Origin of the sequence: Ottowia caeni, from assembly GCF_050821495.1 — a bacterium.
GTDB lineage: Bacteria > Pseudomonadota > Gammaproteobacteria > Burkholderiales > Burkholderiaceae_C > Ottowia > Ottowia caeni.
On sequence record NZ_CP151080.1, the window covers coordinates 3,417,068 to 3,434,035 of the forward strand.

At 59.7% G+C, this 16,968-nt stretch carries 13 protein-coding genes and 4 pseudogenes; 9 read left to right on the top strand and 8 right to left on the bottom strand.

Annotation, left to right across the window (positions count from 1 at the left end; genetic code table 11):
* Positions 1-87 precede the first annotated feature (87 nt).
* From AAAK34_RS16100 to AAAK34_RS16130, 7 genes and pseudogenes are all read left to right on the top strand, one after another.
* Positions 88-384, top strand: a complete 297-nt coding sequence (locus tag AAAK34_RS16100; RefSeq protein ID WP_231694327.1) for an integration host factor subunit beta — start codon at positions 88-90, stop codon at positions 382-384.
* Positions 385-467: 83 nt separating this feature from the next.
* Positions 468-653, top strand: a pseudogene (locus AAAK34_RS16105) (lipopolysaccharide assembly protein LapA domain-containing protein); the annotation flags it as partial.
* Positions 654-731: 78 nt separating this feature from the next.
* Positions 732-1,891, top strand: a pseudogene (lapB, locus tag AAAK34_RS16110) (lipopolysaccharide assembly protein LapB).
* A gap of 85 nt (positions 1,892-1,976) precedes the next feature.
* Positions 1,977-3,005, top strand: a complete 1,029-nt coding sequence (locus AAAK34_RS16115) for a recombination-associated protein RdgC (RefSeq protein WP_231694324.1) — start codon at positions 1,977-1,979, stop codon at positions 3,003-3,005.
* A gap of 44 nt (positions 3,006-3,049) precedes the next feature.
* The gene (crcB, locus tag AAAK34_RS16120) at positions 3,050-3,430 is read left to right on the top strand and encodes a fluoride efflux transporter CrcB (protein ID WP_231694323.1); all 381 of its coding nucleotides are present in this window, start codon (positions 3,050-3,052) and stop codon (positions 3,428-3,430) included.
* A gap of 321 nt (positions 3,431-3,751) precedes the next feature.
* Complete coding sequence (locus AAAK34_RS16125; RefSeq protein ID WP_231694322.1) at positions 3,752-4,378, top strand: TRAP transporter small permease subunit; 627 nt, start codon at positions 3,752-3,754, stop codon at positions 4,376-4,378.
* A gap of 26 nt (positions 4,379-4,404) precedes the next feature.
* Entirely contained in the window at positions 4,405-6,246 is a 1,842-nt protein-coding gene (locus AAAK34_RS16130; protein WP_231694321.1) for a TRAP transporter large permease, read from the top strand.
* A 115-nt stretch (positions 6,247-6,361) separates the two neighbouring features.
* Here AAAK34_RS16130 and AAAK34_RS16135 read toward each other — a convergent pair whose 3' ends face one another.
* From AAAK34_RS16135 to xseB, 4 genes and pseudogenes are all read right to left on the bottom strand, one after another.
* Complete coding sequence (locus AAAK34_RS16135) at positions 6,362-7,444, bottom strand: TRAP transporter substrate-binding protein (RefSeq protein WP_231694320.1); 1,083 nt, start codon at positions 7,442-7,444, stop codon at positions 6,362-6,364.
* 111 nt (positions 7,445-7,555) lie between these two features.
* Positions 7,556-9,452: pseudogene (gene dxs, locus AAAK34_RS16140) on the bottom strand (1-deoxy-D-xylulose-5-phosphate synthase).
* Between the two features lie 145 nt (positions 9,453-9,597).
* On the bottom strand, positions 9,598-10,500 hold the full coding sequence (locus AAAK34_RS16145) for a polyprenyl synthetase family protein (RefSeq protein ID WP_231694318.1): 903 nt from the start codon (positions 10,498-10,500) through the stop codon (positions 9,598-9,600).
* A 7-nt stretch (positions 10,501-10,507) separates the two neighbouring features.
* Positions 10,508-10,750, bottom strand: coding sequence for an exodeoxyribonuclease VII small subunit (xseB, locus tag AAAK34_RS16150; protein WP_431777477.1), 243 nt, complete (start codon positions 10,748-10,750; stop codon positions 10,508-10,510).
* A 300-nt stretch (positions 10,751-11,050) separates the two neighbouring features.
* Between xseB and AAAK34_RS16155 the strand changes: the two genes are divergently transcribed.
* Positions 11,051-12,187, top strand: a complete 1,137-nt coding sequence (locus AAAK34_RS16155; protein WP_231694316.1) for an aromatic ring-hydroxylating oxygenase subunit alpha — start codon at positions 11,051-11,053, stop codon at positions 12,185-12,187.
* Positions 12,188-12,260: 73 nt separating this feature from the next.
* Positions 12,261-13,148 carry a DMT family transporter gene (locus AAAK34_RS16160; RefSeq protein WP_231694315.1) on the top strand — a complete coding sequence of 296 codons (888 nt, stop codon included), beginning with the start codon at positions 12,261-12,263 and terminating at the stop codon, positions 13,146-13,148.
* Between the two features lie 20 nt (positions 13,149-13,168).
* On the opposite strand, the pseudogene AAAK34_RS16165 reads toward AAAK34_RS16160, so the two are convergent.
* From AAAK34_RS16165 to AAAK34_RS16180, 4 genes and pseudogenes are all read right to left on the bottom strand, one after another.
* Positions 13,169-13,316: pseudogene (locus AAAK34_RS16165) on the bottom strand (DUF4010 domain-containing protein); the annotation flags it as partial.
* The gene (locus tag AAAK34_RS16170) at positions 13,310-14,362 is read right to left on the bottom strand and encodes a cytochrome D1 domain-containing protein (RefSeq protein ID WP_431777478.1); all 1,053 of its coding nucleotides are present in this window, start codon (positions 14,360-14,362) and stop codon (positions 13,310-13,312) included. The gene AAAK34_RS16170 and the pseudogene AAAK34_RS16165, both read right to left, overlap by 7 nt.
* A gap of 9 nt (positions 14,363-14,371) precedes the next feature.
* Entirely contained in the window at positions 14,372-16,705 is a 2,334-nt protein-coding gene (locus AAAK34_RS16175) for a heavy metal translocating P-type ATPase (RefSeq protein ID WP_231694313.1), read from the bottom strand.
* Between the two features lie 3 nt (positions 16,706-16,708).
* A complete protein-coding gene (locus tag AAAK34_RS16180) occupies positions 16,709-16,957 on the bottom strand; it encodes a DUF2933 domain-containing protein (protein ID WP_231694312.1) in 249 nt (82 codons plus the stop codon).
* Positions 16,958-16,968 lie beyond the last annotated feature (11 nt).

Genomic DNA, 16,968 nt, shown 5'->3' on the forward strand with positions numbered 1-16,968 from the left:
CACGGGTGCCCTTGATCAAATGGGGAATCCGGAGTTGATTCACGTTGAAGGACAGTCCGCCCTGCTTCTTGGCGTGTTAAGCATATAATGACTCGATCAGATCTAGTTGAACTGCTGGCCGAGCGATTTGGTCAGCTCACACACCGCGACGCAGAAGCAGCCGTCAAGACCATTCTCGACACCATGAGTGACGCCTTGACGCGCGGCCACAGGATCGAGATCAGGGGCTTTGGCAGCTTTTCGATCAATCGCCGCGCACCTCGCGTAGGGCGCAACCCGCGTACGGGTGAAAGCGTGCAGATCCCGGAACGGCGCGTTCCACACTTCAAGCCAGGCAAGGCCTTGCGTGAAACGGTTGGCGCACAATCTGTGGACACAGAATAATTTGCTGAGCGACTTTCGTGCCATGGCATAGAATCTGCCCGCTCGGGAAGAGAATCTATGACCAAGCTCAGCCGGCTGCTGAAGTGGATACTGAAGGCAGCCATTTTTTTGCCTTGTTTGCTTTCGCGCTGAATAATCAGCACGATGCTACGGTGCACCTGCTTTTCGGCCATCAGTGGCGCGGCCCCATGATGCTGATCGTTCTGGCGGCGTTTGCGTTCGGCGTAGTGGTGGGCGTGCTAGGCATGCTGCCCGGGTGGTGGAGACGCAGAGCCACGCTAACCCAGCCCGCCTTGCCAACCGGCCCCGGCGCGCACACCGACACCCCCTACCGCCGACACCTCCGCATGGAATTTGATATTAGCTGGATCCTGCTCGGCGTACCGATGGCTTTCGCCCTCGGTTGGCTGGCTTCACGCCTGGATCTGCGCCAGTTGCGCATCGAGAATCGGCAGGCTCCCAAAGCGTATTTCAAGGGTCTTAACTATCTGCTGAACGAACAGCAGGATCAGGCCATCGACGCATTCATAGAGGCGGTGCAAAACGACCCGGACACCTCGGAGCTGCACTTCGCCCTGGGCAACCTGTTTCGACGCAGGGGGAGTATGAGCGCGCCGTGCGAGTGCATGAACACCTCCTTTCTCGAGCAGACTTGGCCAAGAGTGACCGTGAACGAGCGCAGTACGCCTTGTCGCTAGACTTCCTGAAGGCCGGGCTGCTCGACCGTGCCGAGGACGCCCTGCAAAGGCTTGAAGGCACGCGTCTTCAAGAGCAAGGCTGGCTCACTCTGCTGGCCATCTATGAGCGCTCGCGGGATTGGGTGAAAGCGGCAGAGATTGCCCAGCGCTTGCAGCAAGCAGGGCACGGCGATTTCGCCAGCCGACTCGCCCATTACCTGTGCGAGCAAGCATCCACCGCGCTCAATCGCGAGCAAAACCCTGTTTCCGCACGCAAGCTCCTGGAAGAAGCGATTCAGGATGCCCCTGATGCCGCTCGCCCCCGAATTCAGCTGGCTGCGTTGCTGGCCAAGCAAGAAGATCATCAAGGTGCATTCGACATGTTGGCGAGCGTCAAGCAGCATGCTCCACAGGCCGTTCCATTGATAGCCGGAGAAATGTTGCATGCCGCCCAAGCCTGCCAGCAAACTCCCTTGGCAATGGCCTTGCTGCAGCAAAGCCATGCCGAGTCCCCCTCCCTGGACGTAGCAGAAGCCCTTGTACAAGGCGAAATCGCCTGCGGCACACCTGCCGAGGAAGCCCGCCAGTGGTATGTACGCCACATGCAGCAGGAACCTTCCTTGATTGCCGCTGCGCGCTGGTTAGCCGAAGAGCCACTCGCTCACGAGGAAGCGCACCCGACCGTACAGCAATCTCTGGATCACGCTGCACGCCCCCTTGCACGCTATCGCTGCGCTGCCTGCGGCTTTGAGGCGAAAGCGTATTTTTGGCAATGCCCTGGCTGCCAGGCATGGGACAGCTTCCCGCCCCGGCGTATTGAAGAGCTATAACCCGCCGAGCCGTATTTTTTCCTCTGGTTGTCGCTAAGATGCCAATCCGGGCCCTGTGGGCCGCAAGTCACTAGGTAGAGTTTTCGTGTTCAAGAATTTGATGCTGTATCGCCTCGGCGCAGACTGGCCGACCACGGCAGCCCAACTGGAAGAAGCCTTGGCCAACGAGCCCTTCTCGCCATGTGGAGCCACACAACAAAAATCAAGCGGCTGGGTTCCGCCACGTGGCCACGAGCACGGCGCGCTGGTAGAAACAGTCGCGGGCCAGTGGATCGCTCGGCTGGCCATTGAGACAAAGGCCGTACCAGGCGACGCCGTGCGGAGCAAAACCCAGGAAGCCATCGACGAGATCGAGCGGACCACTGGGCGCAAACCCGGCAAGAAAGAAGCTCGCGACATTCGCGACGATGCCCTGCTGGCGCTGCTGCCGCAGGCCTTCCCACGTCGCAGCCAGGTTACTCTGTGGATTGATCCCGAGAACCGCTGGCTGGTTCTGGATGCCAGCGCCCAGGGCAAGGCAGACGAGATCATCACCAGCTTGTCGCGGGTATCCGGGCAAGGTTTTTCCGTCAGCTTGCTGCAGACCAAACATTCGCCACAAGGGGCCATGTCGGCTTGGCTGGCGGCCGAATCCGCAGACGAACTGCCCGATGCTTTTCACGTCGAGCGTGAATGCGAGCTCAAAGGCAGTGGCGAACAACCCGCTGTCGTCAAATTCACCCGACATGACCTGGCGACCGACGAGGTGCGGCAGCACATCCGAGAAGGGAAGCTGCCAACCAAGCTGGCGTTGGGCTGGCAAGGCCGGGTGAGCTTCACACTGACGGAGACGCTTCAGCTCAAGAAGATCGCGTTCCAGGAAGGCGTCTTCGAAGAAGGCACGCAGGACAAAGATGAAGATCGTTTCGATGCCGACGTAGCTCTTGCCACAGGCGAACTCGGCGCTCTGATTCCGGCTCTGATCGAAGCATTGGGCGGTGAATCGGAGCCGGGAGACCTCGGCGCCAATGCCAACTTCACGCCAGCCGCACCAAGCGCACCTGCATCAGGCGCAGCCACCTTAGGCGCACTTGCGCCCACGCCTGTGGCAGACGATGAGGATCCGCCCTTTTAGTGGAACGCGGCCGGATCGTGGAAGCATACTAAGCAAACCCCTGCATGCTCACAGTCATCGCCATCTGTCTCGGCGCATGCGTAGGCGCCCTCGCCCGCTGGCAACTAGGCGGGTGGTTGAACCAGCCCGGCGCCTGGCTGCCTTGGGGCACACTGGCGGCCAATATGATCGGCGGCTATTTGATTGGAATCTGCGTGTCGGTCTTCCATCATCATCCAGAAATCGATCCCCTCTGGAGAATGGCGTTAATTACCGGCTTTCTGGGCGCATTGACCACATTTTCCAGCTTCAGTGCGGAGGTGGTCGACATGCTCCTGCAGCAGCGCTACACGCAAGCCTTGGCGACAGTGACCCTCCATTTGAGTGGTTCACTGCTGCTCACGATTGCTGGCATGAAATCAGCCGTTCTATTCATGGCCAAATAGACAAACGCCAAGCCACCGCCGGCAAGGCGCCTGTCAGACTTGGCGCGCCGACGGGCGCCTGGTCCCAGGCTTTCGAATCGCTTGGCAAACCGCCACGCGTTCCCAAAAGCGAGTTCTCTTGAGCCTTTCTGCCTCCAGCGGGGCGAGGCAAAGAAGCGCCTATGCCAATGCCTGAACAAAATCCGAACCCAAGGGATACCCCCTCATGCCTTATTCCGTGGTGCTCATTACAATCGTTCACCTCTTTCTGGCTATCAGCGTGCCCAAACGGCGAGCCACACGCCATTTTTAGACATTGCGCCAATTAAACCGGAGACCCCGATGCAAGCGCTTATCAAGTTTTCCAGAGCCATTGATTGGCTCAACGCCCTGGTGGGCAAGTCGGTTATCTGGCTTATTTTTGCCGCCACCGTGATCAGTGCACTGAATGCGGTGGTGCGCAAGGTTTTCAATTACAGCTCTAACGGGTTCCTGGAAGTGCAATGGTATTTGTACGCCTGGTCTTTCCTCGTAGCAGCTGGCTATACCCTGCTGCACCGGGAGCATGTGCGCATTGACGTCGTGAACAGCAGACTCTCCAAGCGCACGCAGGTTTGGATCGACATCATTGGCTTTATCTTCTTTCTTACCCCGCTGTGTCTGGTTGCAATTTATCTATGCACACCGTTGGTTATGGAAAAATATCAGTCGGGCGAAATGTCTGGCAATCCGGGAGGCCTCATTCGCTGGCCCGTGTGGCTGGCTCTGCCGGTCGGGTTCTCCCTGCTCATGCTGCAGGGTTGGTCTGAACTCATCAAGCGCGTAGCCTTCCTGCGCGGCCAGGGCCCCGACCCGATGGGCCGACTGACCGATAAATCTGCGGAAGAAGAACTGGCCGAAGCGTTGCGCCAGCAAGCGATCGCAGAAGCAAGCGTCAACACTTCCACTCCTGCACCGCAGGCACGCTGAACAGCCGGGTTACAGGGTTAAGCACTATGGAATTCATTGCCACCAATTTTGCCCCGATCATGTTCGTGGGCCTGATTTTCTTTTTGCTGCTGGGCTTCCCAGTGGCCTTCAGTCTGGGCGCCTGTGGCCTGGTCTTTGGCTTCCTGGGCATCGAGATGGGAATCTTCCCTTCATCGGTCATTGAGTGGTTGCCTCAGCGGCTGATCGGCATCATGGCCAACGACACTTTACTGGCCGTGCCTTTCTTCACCTTGATGGGCCTGGTTCTCGAACGAAGCGGCATGGCGGAGGATCTGCTCGACACGGTGGGGCAGGTTTTCGGCTCCATGCGCGGCGGCTTGGCGCTGGCGGTTGTCTTTGTGGGCGCTCTGCTGGCGGCCACCACCGGCGTGGTAGCGGCCTCAGTCATCTCAATGGGCCTGATCTCCATGCCCATCATGCTGAGGTACGGCTATGACCGGCGACTCGCAAGCGGCGTGATCGCAGCCTCGGGAACACTGGCGCAGATCATTCCTCCTTCGCTGGTGCTCATCATCATGGCGGACCAGCTCGGTCGAAGTGTCGGCGACATGTACAAAGGCGCGTTCGTGCCGGCCTTCATACTGGTAGGAATGTACGTATTGTGGATACTGACGCTCGCCATCTTCCGGCCCAAAACGCTGCCGGCATTGCCCCCAGAAGCGCGCACGTTGCGCGAGCCGGACGGAAGCGACGGCTATACCTCGCTCGCATTGCTGGCAGGGCTTTCCGCAATCGTCTCCTACTTCCTGGCATCCCGCATGCCCGAGATTCATACTTGGTGGCAAGGTGAGTTGGTGGAATCCGTGCCCACCGACGAGAAAGTGGTCGTAGCCATGTGCGGCGGCGTTTTCGTGGCTTGGCTCATTGCGGTCATCAACCGAGTCAGCAAGCTGGGACTGCTGTCTAAGCTGGCCGAGCGCGTCACTTTTGTGCTGATTCCTCCGCTATTGCTGATTTTCCTGGTTCTCGGCACCATCTTTCTCGGAGTAGCCACCCCCACCGAAGGCGGCGCCATGGGTGCCGTGGGCGCGCTCATCATGGCTTGGCTCCGGAGGAGGATGAGCTGGTCTCTGCTCAAGCAAGCGCTAGCGTCGACCACCAAACTGGCGTCGTTCGTGATGTTCATCTTGATCGGCGCCACCATGTTCAGCCTGGTGTTCCAGGCCGCCGACGGCCCCAAATGGGTGGAGCATCTGCTGGCGGACCTTCCAGGAGGTCAGATAGGCTTTCTGGTGCTGGTCAACGTCATGATTTTCTTCCTGGCGTTCTTCCTTGACTACTTTGAACTCTCGTTCATTGTGGTTCCACTACTGGCGCCGGTGGCAGACAAACTCGGGATCGACCTGATCTGGTTCGGGGTTCTGCTGGCGGTGAACATGCAGACATCGTTCCTGCACCCGCCTTTTGGCTTCGCCCTGTTCTTCCTACGGTCAGTAGCCCCCGAAAAGCCCTACGTGGACCGCGTGACCGGCAAAGTGATGGACCCCGTCACGACCATGCAAATTTACAAGGGCGCCATTCCGTTCCTGATCATGCAGTTGACGATGGTTGGCATTTTGATTGCCTTCCCGGGTCTGGTGACTGGCAACCTGGACAAGAAGGTCGAGGTGAACATGGAGGCCGTGGGCACCCAGATGATGGACGCCCTCCAGAGCAACGAGAGTTACGGCTCCGACAATCCTTTCGCAGCACAACCGGGTGAGGCCCAGACCGAAAGCGGAGGAACTGCTGCGCCGGAGCCTGAATCGCCAGCAAGCGACGCAGGCGGCTACGGAGCAGACGACCCTTCCAAGGCCATGCAGGACGCCCTGACTCCGTCAGGCGCAGCCACGGAAAGCAGCAAGTAACGCCGTATCCCAGAGCCCAGGCCCGCGATGCGCACCTGGGAGTCCTCCAACAAGAAAGCCACCTTTCGGTGGCTTTCTTGCTTCAGGGCGCATGACGCGCCCTGCCCTGTACTCATCAGATCTTGACGCTGTTGATGTACTGGTTGAACGGAAACTCCGAGAAGCGGTTCCACAGGATCTGGTCGCGCTGGAAGGCTCGCATGTCCTGGTGAATTTTCTTGAATTCCGGGGACTTCGCCTCGTGCTCCTTGAACACCTCCATGGCGGTCTTGAAGCCTGCGTCAATAACGGCCTTGGGGAAAGCCTTCAGTTGGGTCTTATTGGCGACCAGGCGCTTGAGGGCGATCGGGTTCACGGCCTGGTACTTGGAGGTCATATCCATCGCGGCGACCCGAGTGGCGGCGTTCAGGATAGCCTTGTTTTCAGACGACAGCTGGTTGAACTTCTTGAGGTTGATGAAGAACTCCAGGTCAGCGCCGCCTTCCCACCAGCCGGGGTAGTAGTAGAAAGGCGCCACCTTGTTGTAGCCCAGCTTCTCGTCATCGTATGGGCCAACGAACTCAACGGCGTCCAGGGTGCCTTTTTCCAGAGCCTGATAGACATCGCCTGCAGGCATGTTTTGCGCGACCACGCCCAGCTTGGCCATGGATTCGCCAAACACACCGCCGCCCAGGCGCATTTTCAGACCCTTGAAGTCGGCCACGCTCTTGATTTCCTTACGGTACCAGCCGCCCATCTGGGTGGTGGTATTGCCGGCGCTGGCCGTACGGAAGTTGTATTTCTCGAAGAAAGCGTCTAGATACTTGCGACCGTTTCCATGGTCCTTCCAAGCCATCATTTGCAGCGTGGTCAGGCCGAAAGGCACGGCGCAGCTGAACGCGAAGACCGGATCCTTGCCAGTGAAGTAATAGGCCGCGGTTTGGGCCATGTCGATGGTGTCTTTTTCCAGTGCATCCACCACACCAAAGGCTGGCATCAGTTCGCCCGCAGGGTGAACCGAGATCTCGAACTTGCCGCCCGACATGGCCTTCACAGTTTCCGACAGCTTCTCGGCGCTGCCGAAAATGGTGTCCAGTGATTTCGGGAAACTGGAAGCCAGGCGCCAACGCACCGCCGCCTGGGCATGCACAGCAGGCGCTACGCCTGCGGCCAGAACACCAGCAATGCCAGTATTCTTGATAAGTGAACGACGATCCATAGTGAACACACTCCTTGACATGAAGTAACGAAATTTAAGAACGCACAGTGTAGGTGCGCCGCCTGCCGCAAGCCATTAGGGATTCACCCCCAGGGCTTCCTACGTTGAAAATCACGCCACGGCCTTCAAAGTCGGCAACGCAGCACTCTCACCGATCAGAAAATCTCCAAAGCGGTTTCGCACGGAAGCCTCGATGCCTGCCGCGTCGAGGCCCTGCAGGGCTAGCAATTTTGCGGGATCACCGTGCTCTATAAATTTGTCTGGCAGACCGAGCTGGAGCAGAGGTTTGACCACGCGTTCGGCCTGCAGCGCCTCACTGACCGCGCTGCCCGCCCCCCATAATGGCACCCTCTTCAACAGTGACCAGGGCATCGTGGCGCGCGGCCAACTGCAGCAGCAGGTCGAGGTCAAGCGGCTTGGCCCAGCGCATGTTCACCACTGTAGCATTCATGCGCTCGGCAGCCTCAAGTGCCGGGTAGAGCATGGTGCCGAAGGCGAGTATGGCGATGCGAGACCCCTCACGCCTTATTTCGCCCTTGCCAAATGGCAGTGCGTCCAACTCAGGCAGAGACTGAACACCCACGCCCGCTCCACGCGGATACCGCACCGCAACAGGGTGATCCTGTTCGTAGGCCGTGGTGAGCAATTGGCGGCATTCACGCTCATCTGCGGGGCATGCCACGCTGACATTGGGAATCGTACGCAAGAAGGCAATGTCGTAGTTGCCAGCGTGCGTGGCTCCATCAGCCCCAACGAGGCCAGCCCGGTCGAGCGCGAAGACCACGGGCAGATTCTGAATGGCCACGTCGTGGATCAACTGGTCGTAGGCACGCTGCAGGAACGTGGAGTAGATGGCCACCACGGGCTTGAGTCCCTCGCAAGCCAGCCCTGCAGCAAACGTGACCGCATGCTGCTCCGCGATGCCGACATCGTAGTAGCGATCCGGAAAACGGCGGTGAAATTCCACCATGCCCGAACCCTCGCGCATGGCGGGCGTAATGCCTACCAGACGCCTGTCTTTCTCAGCCATGTCGCACAACCACTGACCGAAAACCTGGGTGAACGTGGGCTTGGGTGGAGTGACCGGCTTCACCAGACCCACGGCAGGATCAAATTTTCCGGGACCATGGTAGGCCACGGGGTCTGCTTCCGCCAGCTTGTAGCCATGGCCTTTTTTTGTGACCACATGCAGGAACTGCGGGCCGTCGAGTTGCCGGATGTTCTCAAGAGTGGGAATGAGCGACTCGAGGTCGTGCCCATCAATGGGGCCAACATAGTTGAAGCCGAATTTCTCAAACAACGTGGCAGGCACCACCATGCCCTTGGCCTGCTGCTCCAGCCGCTTGGCCAGCTCGAATAGCGGTGGCGCCACCTTCAGCACATTTTTGCCCACGTTCTTGGCCGCGGCATAGAACTGTCCACTCATCAACTGCGCCAGGTAACGATTGAGCGCGCCCACCGGAGGGCTGATGGACATGTCGTTGTCGTTCAGCACCACCAGTAGCTTGCAGTCTTCAACCCCGGCGTTGTTCAGAGCTTCAAAGGCCATGCCGGCGGTCATGGCGCCATCGCCGATGATCGCCACCGCATGCCGGTCCTCGCCCTTTTGGCGAGCAGCCAGCGCCATACCCAGCGCAGCAGAAATGCTCGTGGAGGAGTGGGCCGTTCCAAAGGTGTCGTACTCGCTTTCTGAACGCTGCGGAAAACCGGAAAGGCCGCCCAACTGGCGCAGAGTAGGCATACGATCGCGCCGACCTGTAAGCATTTTGTGTGGGTAGGTCTGATGACCCACATCCCAAACCAGCCGGTCGTAAGGCGTGTTGAAAACGTAATGCAGCGCAACCGTGAGCTCCACTGTTCCCAGGTTAGAGCTCAGGTGGCCGCCGGTGCGGGCTACGTTCTGCAGCACACAATCGCGCAATTCGTCAGCCAGTGCCTTCAGTTGTCCGCGCGGAATTCGCCGCAGATCAGACGGACTGTCGATGGTATCGAGATGCGGGTAACTCATGTCAGTAATTCATTTTTTCCGTTCCCCGATCCGCCATTCAGACATTTGCGGAGCAAGCCATTCGCAAGCCTCCGCAGAGCTGACTTTTGCGGGCCGCAGGTCACGCCTGCGCGGTGCGGAGGCACCAGACAACTCAGAGAAGAGTTCATGATTTTCGTTTTACCACCAACTCGGCCAATGCGCGTAACCGGGACACATTGGGCAAATCGCTCTCGAGCAGCGCCCTGTGCGCATCGGCCAGCAACTCATCAGCCAGTGCCTGGGAACGCTCCAGCCCCATAAGCGATACGTAAGTGGGTTTATCTGATGCGGCGTCTTTGCCGGCTGTCTTGCCAAGAACCGCGGAATCGGAGGTGACATCGAGAATGTCATCTACCACCTGAAATGCCAGCCCGATGGCCGCGCCATACTCGGCCAGCGCCGCCTGGGCCGCGGGCGGCAGTGGCTTATGTGCACAGGCCGCCCCCATCATCACGCTGGCCTGCAGCAGCCGACCGGTCTTGAGCGTATGCATGGCCCGCAGCTCGGGCTCTGAAAGCGGCTGCCCCACGCTGGCCAGGTCAATAGCCTGTCCGCCCGCCATGCCGTTGCCCCCTGCCGCACCGGCGAGCAGGCGGCAAAGATCCGCCTGCATGGCGGGTGGAACCGAATTGTCTCCAGGGGTGAGCAACTCGAAAGCCAAAGCCTGCAGGGCATCGCCCGCCAGAAGCGCCAGCGCCTCCCCGAAATGCACGTGGACCGTGGGCTTGCCGCGGCGCAGGACATCGTTGTCCATGCAGGGCATGTCGTCATGGACCAGCGAGTAGGCATGGATCAACTCCACCGCGCAGGCCGCGCGGAGCGCAGCGGCGGCGTGACCACCCGCGGCCTCGCATGCGCCAAGCACCAGCAGCGGCCTCAGGCGTTTGCCTCCGTCGAGCACGGCGTAGCGCATGGCTTCGCCCAAACCTGCGGGCGCATCGGCGGACACCCATTGTGAAAGCGCCTGTTCCACCAGGGCCAACTGGCTCGCGGACCAGGTATCAAAATCAAGCAGGGAAAACGTCATGAGGGCGTTACTCGGGAGTCCAGGGCTTCAACACCCCGTCGTCCAACAGCCGCACCTGATCTTCTACGGCTTGCAGGCGGTCGCGACAATAGGTCAACAGTTCACTGCCGCGCTGGTAGTTGGCCAGCAGATCTTCCAGCGGCAACTGGCCGGACTCAAGTCCGACGATCAGTTGCTCGAGTTGCTGCACCGCTTCGCCGTAACTGGCGGGCATTGGCGCGCTCCCGCTGGTGTTGGATTTCTTGGACATCGAAAGATAAGGGGAGAATTGCGCATTTTAGGCCGTCAAGAGCCAGGTTTGCCGGACCGCCGAGAAACAACGCTGCCTCCAAGCCTTTGAGCTTACACAATAAAGAGCCAGCCTCCAGGTCCATGCTACAGAGGCCTGGCGCGAATGAAAGTTTCTCAGTTAGAATAGAAAGTTCCCTTGTTTAAAACCAAGGTAACTTTCCATGGGGATTCACCCCGTGGGTTTCATGCGCCTACGCTCTTCGGATGCACAAGCGCTTTCTACCTGCCCCTTAATAGGGGGAGTCTGGATCGGAACACCATGTCTGATTTGAGTCTTCAATTGCAGCAGGCGGCAAGCCAACTTCCCGTCTCCAGTTATTTCAGCCAGGCGCTATTCCAGCGCGAAATGGAACTTATCTTCCAGTCCGGCCCCCGCTACGTGGGGCACGAGCTGGCGGTGCCGTACGCGGGTGACTATTTTGCCCTGCCACAAGAAGCCGAGGGCCGCGCGCTGGTGCGCAACAACAGTGGCGGCGTGGAGCTGGTCTCCAACGTCTGCCGCCACCGCCAGGCCGTCATGCTCAAAGGCCGCGGCTCGTTGCAAAACGAGGGCAAAGGCCATGCGGGCGGCAACATCGTCTGCCCTTTGCACCGTTGGACCTACTCTCCCAAGGGCGACCTCCTGGGAGCGCCGCATTTCAAGCACGACCCCTGCCTGAATCTCAACAACTACAAGCTGCGTGAGTGGAATGGCCTCCTTTTCGAGGACAACGGCCGCGACATCTCGGCCGACCTCGCGGGAATGGGCCCAAGACAAGCTCTGTCCTTCGAAGGCTTCGCGCTTGATCACGTGGAGTTGCACGAGTGCAACTACAACTGGAAGACCTTCATAGAGGTCTATCTGGAGGACTACCACGTCGGCCCCTTCCACCCAGGCCTGGGCCAGTTCGTCACCTGTGATGACCTGAGCTGGGAATTTGGCCGGGAGTATTCCGTGCAAACGGTGGGTGTGGCCGGCAAACTGGGCAAACCTGGTAGCCCGGTGTATGAGCGCTGGCACCGCGAGCTGCTCCGATACCGTGAAGGCCAGATGCCACCTCACGGGGCCATCTGGCTCACCTATTACCCTCACATCATGGTCGAGTGGTACCCGCACGTGCTGACAGTATCAACACTGCACCCGATCAGCGTCGACAAGACCCTGAACATGGTGGAGTTTTACTACCCAGAGGAAATCGTCGCCTTCGAGCGCGAATTCGTCGAAGCGCAGCGCGCCGCCTACATGGAAACCTGCATTGAGGACGACGAGATCGCCGAGCGCATGGACGCAGGCCGCAAGGCCCTCCTGGCGCGCGGCGACAACGAAGTCGGCCCCTACCAGAGCCCCATGGAAGATGGCATGCAGCATTTTCATGAGTGGTACAGACGCGCCATGGGCATGTCTCTGACCACCTGAAGCAAGCTTCCAAACCCCCGACCCCGGCGCACGCTGCTGCTGCGCCGTTTTTGTTCCTGAGACCTCTTCACCCATGCACGCGATCTGGATGGTTGCCGCGTCCTTCCTGTTCGCCAGCATGGGCGTCTGCGTGAAGTACGCGTCGCCCTATTTCAGCGCGCTGGAAATCGTGTTCTACAGGGGAGTCATTGGCGTATTCATCATGCTGGCCCTGGCACGCTCGCGCGGTGTCTCGCTGCGCACGAGTGTGCCCATGATGCATGTATGGCGCAATGTCGTGGGCGTGGCGGCATTGGCAGGTAGCTTCTACGCGATCGCCCACCTGCCCCTGGCCACTGCCACCACGCTGAACTACACCAGCGGTGTATGGATTGCCGCCTTCGTCGTCGGCGGCACCCTCGCCACCGGGAAATTAACCGAAATACGCCGCCAGGGGCCGTTGGTGTTGGCCGTGCTTTCGACCTTCGCCGGCGTATTGATGCTGCTGCGTCCAACGCTTGATCAAGGTCAGATTCTTGCCGGCCTGATAGGCCTTATGTCGGGGCTGCTGGCAGGACTGGCCTACATGCAGGTTGCTGCACTCGGCCGTGCTGGCGAGTCCGAGACCCGTACTGTCTTCTACTTTTCTATTGCCTCCGTGATTGGGGGCGCTGCCGGCATCGTGGTAGAAGGCCCCAGTGAACTAGCTCGCATCGAGGGCCTGTGGCTGCTGCCTATGGGCATACTGGCGGCACTGGCCCAGCTTTGCATGACACGCGCCTTCAACCAAGGCGCCACGATGGTCGTGGTCAACCTGCAATACTCCGGCATCATATTTGCCGCGCTCTACGGCCTTGTTCTCTTTGGTGATCACATCCCGCTCACCGGTTGGATAGGCATGGCACTGATCATCGTCAGCGCCATAGCGGCGACCATGCTACGTGACCGGGCTTTACCGGGTGCACCTGCCGAGGACCATTGAGCCTGACGCTCATGAACGCCCGCGCCGGCCAGCGAAGGGTGTGCGCGTGCGTAGCGATCCAAAGCCAAGGAGGCGGCTGTCGAAGAGGCCAGGCCTCCCAGGATCTCGGTCCACAGCACGCCCCCTTTGCGCGCCAGCGATCCGCATGAGAAAGTGGCCCGTTAGCGAGGCTTTACGCTGATGCCGTTGGGTGCCTTACCGACAGGAACGGTCTTCGTCACCTTGCGGTTTTTCAAATCAAGCACCGAAACCGAATTGGCGTAGATGTTTGTCACATAGGCGTTGAGCCCGTCACGATCAACAACCACGCCATGAGCACCGGCTCCAGTGACGAATGTCTTGACGACCTTGAAGCTCTCCAGGTCAATCATGCTGACAGTCTTGCCCGGCATCTTGCGCGTACCCTGGTTGGCCACCAAGAGCATGCGCGAGTCAGGTGTGGCGTACAACTGGATCGGCACCGTTCCTACCGCAACCTTGCGAATCACCTTGCGCGTTGCTGGGTCGATCACGGCAATGGCGTTTTCGTCGGACAGCGAGGCAAAGGCCAAGCGGCCGTCCGGCGTGAAGCCCGTCTGGGCCGGACCTTTGCCGGTCGGCACCTGCGCAACCTCCGTCTGGCTGGCGGTGTCGATGACCGATACCGTGCCACCCTTGAGATTGGCGACGTAGACTTCCTTGCCATTTGGGCTGAACCTAAGACCATGGGGAAACTGACCAACCGGAATCGTCGCCACGTGGCTTCGCACCACTGTGTCAATCACTGTGACGGTGTTGTCGCCCCCATTGGTGACATAGGCCAGGCGACCATCTGGTGACACCACCACATGGGCCGGGTGCATGCCCACCGGCACCTTGGCGACGACCGCGTTGGTCGCGGTGTCGATGGCCCAGATCGCGCCCGGTTTTCCCATCGCCCCGTGGTCGCCTTGGTGGGCCATGCCCTTGTGCGCAGAAACGTCGGCTGCCTGGTCAGGCTCGCCGTTGTTGGTCACCCACACGAGCTTGCCGTCGGGCGACACTTGCACGTTGTGAGGCATCTTGCCGACGCGCACGCTCGTCAGCGTTTTAAGCGATGCCGCATCGAGGACGCTGACCGTGTCAGCACCTTCATTGGCCACATAGACCTGGTCGGCGGCCACAGTGGTTCCAGACCAGGCCAACAGACCGATCTGGGTCGCTACCACTAGACAGTTGAGTTGCCTTCTCATCATGATCCTTCCTTACTTCTTGCCGCGCCGCAGACGCAGCGCATTCCCAATCACCGACACCGAACTTAGGCTCATGGCCAGTGCCGCGATCAGCGGGGACAACAACCATCCAGTGAACGGGTACAGCAATCCTGCCGCGATCGGCACACCGATGCCGTTGTAAACAAAGGCGAACAGCAGGTTCTGACGCATGTTTCGAACGGTGTCGATGGAAATGTCGCGTGCCGCAGTGATGCCGCGCAAATCCCCTTTGACCAGGGTGATCTGGCCGCTGTTCATGGCCACATCGGTCCCGGTGCCCATGGCCACTCCAACATCGGCCTTGGCCAACGCCGGCGCATCGTTGATGCCATCACCGGCCATCGCGACAATGTGGCCCTCTTTCTGGAGACGCTCTACCAGCGCCAGCTTGTCCGCGGGCTTGACTTCGCCATGCACCTCGTCAATGCCAAGTTTTGCACCCACGGCCTTGGCGGTGGTCAGACCATCCCCAGTCGCCATGACGATGCGCAAGCCGCTGGCGTGCAAATTTTGAATAGCTTCCCGCGTGGTCGCCTTGATAGGGTCGGTAACGGCCAGGATGCCAGCCAGTTGCCTGTCCACGGCCAGATGCATCACGCTGGCGCCTTCACTGCGCAGACGCTCGCCATCGATCTTGAGCGCATCACTGACCACGCCCTCTTGCTGCATCAATGCGGTATTGCCCAGCACCAGATGCTTCCCGTCGACCATGCCGCGCACGCCGATCCCGCTGCCGGACTCGAAATCAACCGGCTTGACCAACTCCAAACCTTTGTTGCGTGCAGCGCTGACGATGGCCTCAGCCAAAGGATGTTCGCTGCCTTGGTCCAAACTGGCCGCAAGGCGCAGAACTTCGTCCGCTGCATAGCCCGGTGCCGCAACTGCGGTGTCGAAAGCCGGCTTACCTTCGGTCAAAGTTCCAGTCTTGTCGACAATCAGCGTATCCACCTCGCGCATTTTTTCGATGGCGCCAGCATCACGGAACAGCACTCCCTGTGTCGCAGCCCGCCCTGTGGCCACCATCACCGACATGGGCGTGGCCAACCCCAGCGCACAAGGGCATGCAATGATCAGCACTGCCACGGCGTTGATCAAACCAAAAACCCAGCTAGGCTCCGGACCGAAAAGGCCCCAGACAAAAAAGGTGGCAATGGCGATGAGCAACACCACGACTACAAATTTGCCTGCGACCACATCCGCCATACGCTGCATGGGTGCCTTCGAGCGCTGGGCATTGGCCACCATCTGAACAATCTGCGACAGCATGGTGGCCGCACCGACTCTCTCGGAGCGCATCACCAAGGCACCACTGGTGTTTATCGTGGCGCCAATCACATTGTCACCAGGGCGCTTGGTCACCGGCACAGGCTCACCGGTCAACATCGATTCATCGACCGCACTGCTGCCTTCAGTCACAACGCCGTCGACCGGCACTTTTTCGCCGGGGCGGATGCGCAGCAGGTCTCCGACGTGAACATGATTCAGAGGTACGTCATCTTCGCTGCCGTCCGCATTGATGCGTCGTGCCGTCTTGGGTGCCAAACCGAGTAGCGCCTTGATGGCCGCGGAAGTTTGCGAACGGGCCTTCAACTCGATGATCTGGCCCAACATGGTCAGCGAGATGATGACCACTGCTGCCTCGTAGTAAACAGCCACGCGCCCCATGGAAACAAATGACTCCGGGAACACGCCCGGCGCCACGGTAGCCACGAGGCTGTAGAGAAAGGCTGCGCCCGTACCCAGGCCAATCAGTGTCCACATGTTGGGACTGCGATTGACGAGAGACTGCCAGCCGCGGACGAAGAAGGGCCACCCCGTCCACAACACGAGCGGTAGGGACAGCGCCAACTCGACCCAGGTTTGCGACTTCATGTCAAACCACCCGAGACGATGGCCGAACATGGCAAGAACGGTGACCATGACCGTCAAGGGCAGCGTCCACCAGAAGCGACGCTGAAAATCCTTCAACTCATGGTTGTCTTCCTCATCCAGGGGAATGATGGGCTCCAACGTCATGCCGCACTTGGGACAGATTCCAGGATGATCCTGCCGCACCTCGGGGTGCATCGGGCAGGTGTAGATGGTGCCGGCCGTCTCGGGCGCAGCGTCCTCAGGTGCAGTAGATACAAGGTATTGCAGTGGGTTCGCTGCGAACTTGCCTTGGCACTTGGCGCTACAAAAATAATAAAGCCGACCTTCGTGCGTCGATTTGCGCTCAGACTGCTCCGTGACAGTCATGCCGCACACCGGATCCTTCAGATCCGTTGGCGGGGCTGGCTCGGCAGAGGGGTGACTGCCGTGCTGATGGTGTGCATGCATGTCCATTGTTTATTCCTTGTTGTTGGTGCGCCTGGGCGTCTGCACATGGTTGTCATGCCCACCATGGCCGCCGTGGCCGTGCATCAGGTGCATCAGCGGACAGGCGAGGAGCAACAGGTAGGGCCAATAACCCAGAACATGGCCCCAGTGCTCTCGCAGCAGGTAAAAACCGGCGATCAAGGCAGCCGTTGCCAGCGCCATGCCGGATGGTCTGCGCCATAACAAAGGCAAATGAGAGTCGTTGTCAGGCCGATCCATGGCGTTGCTCG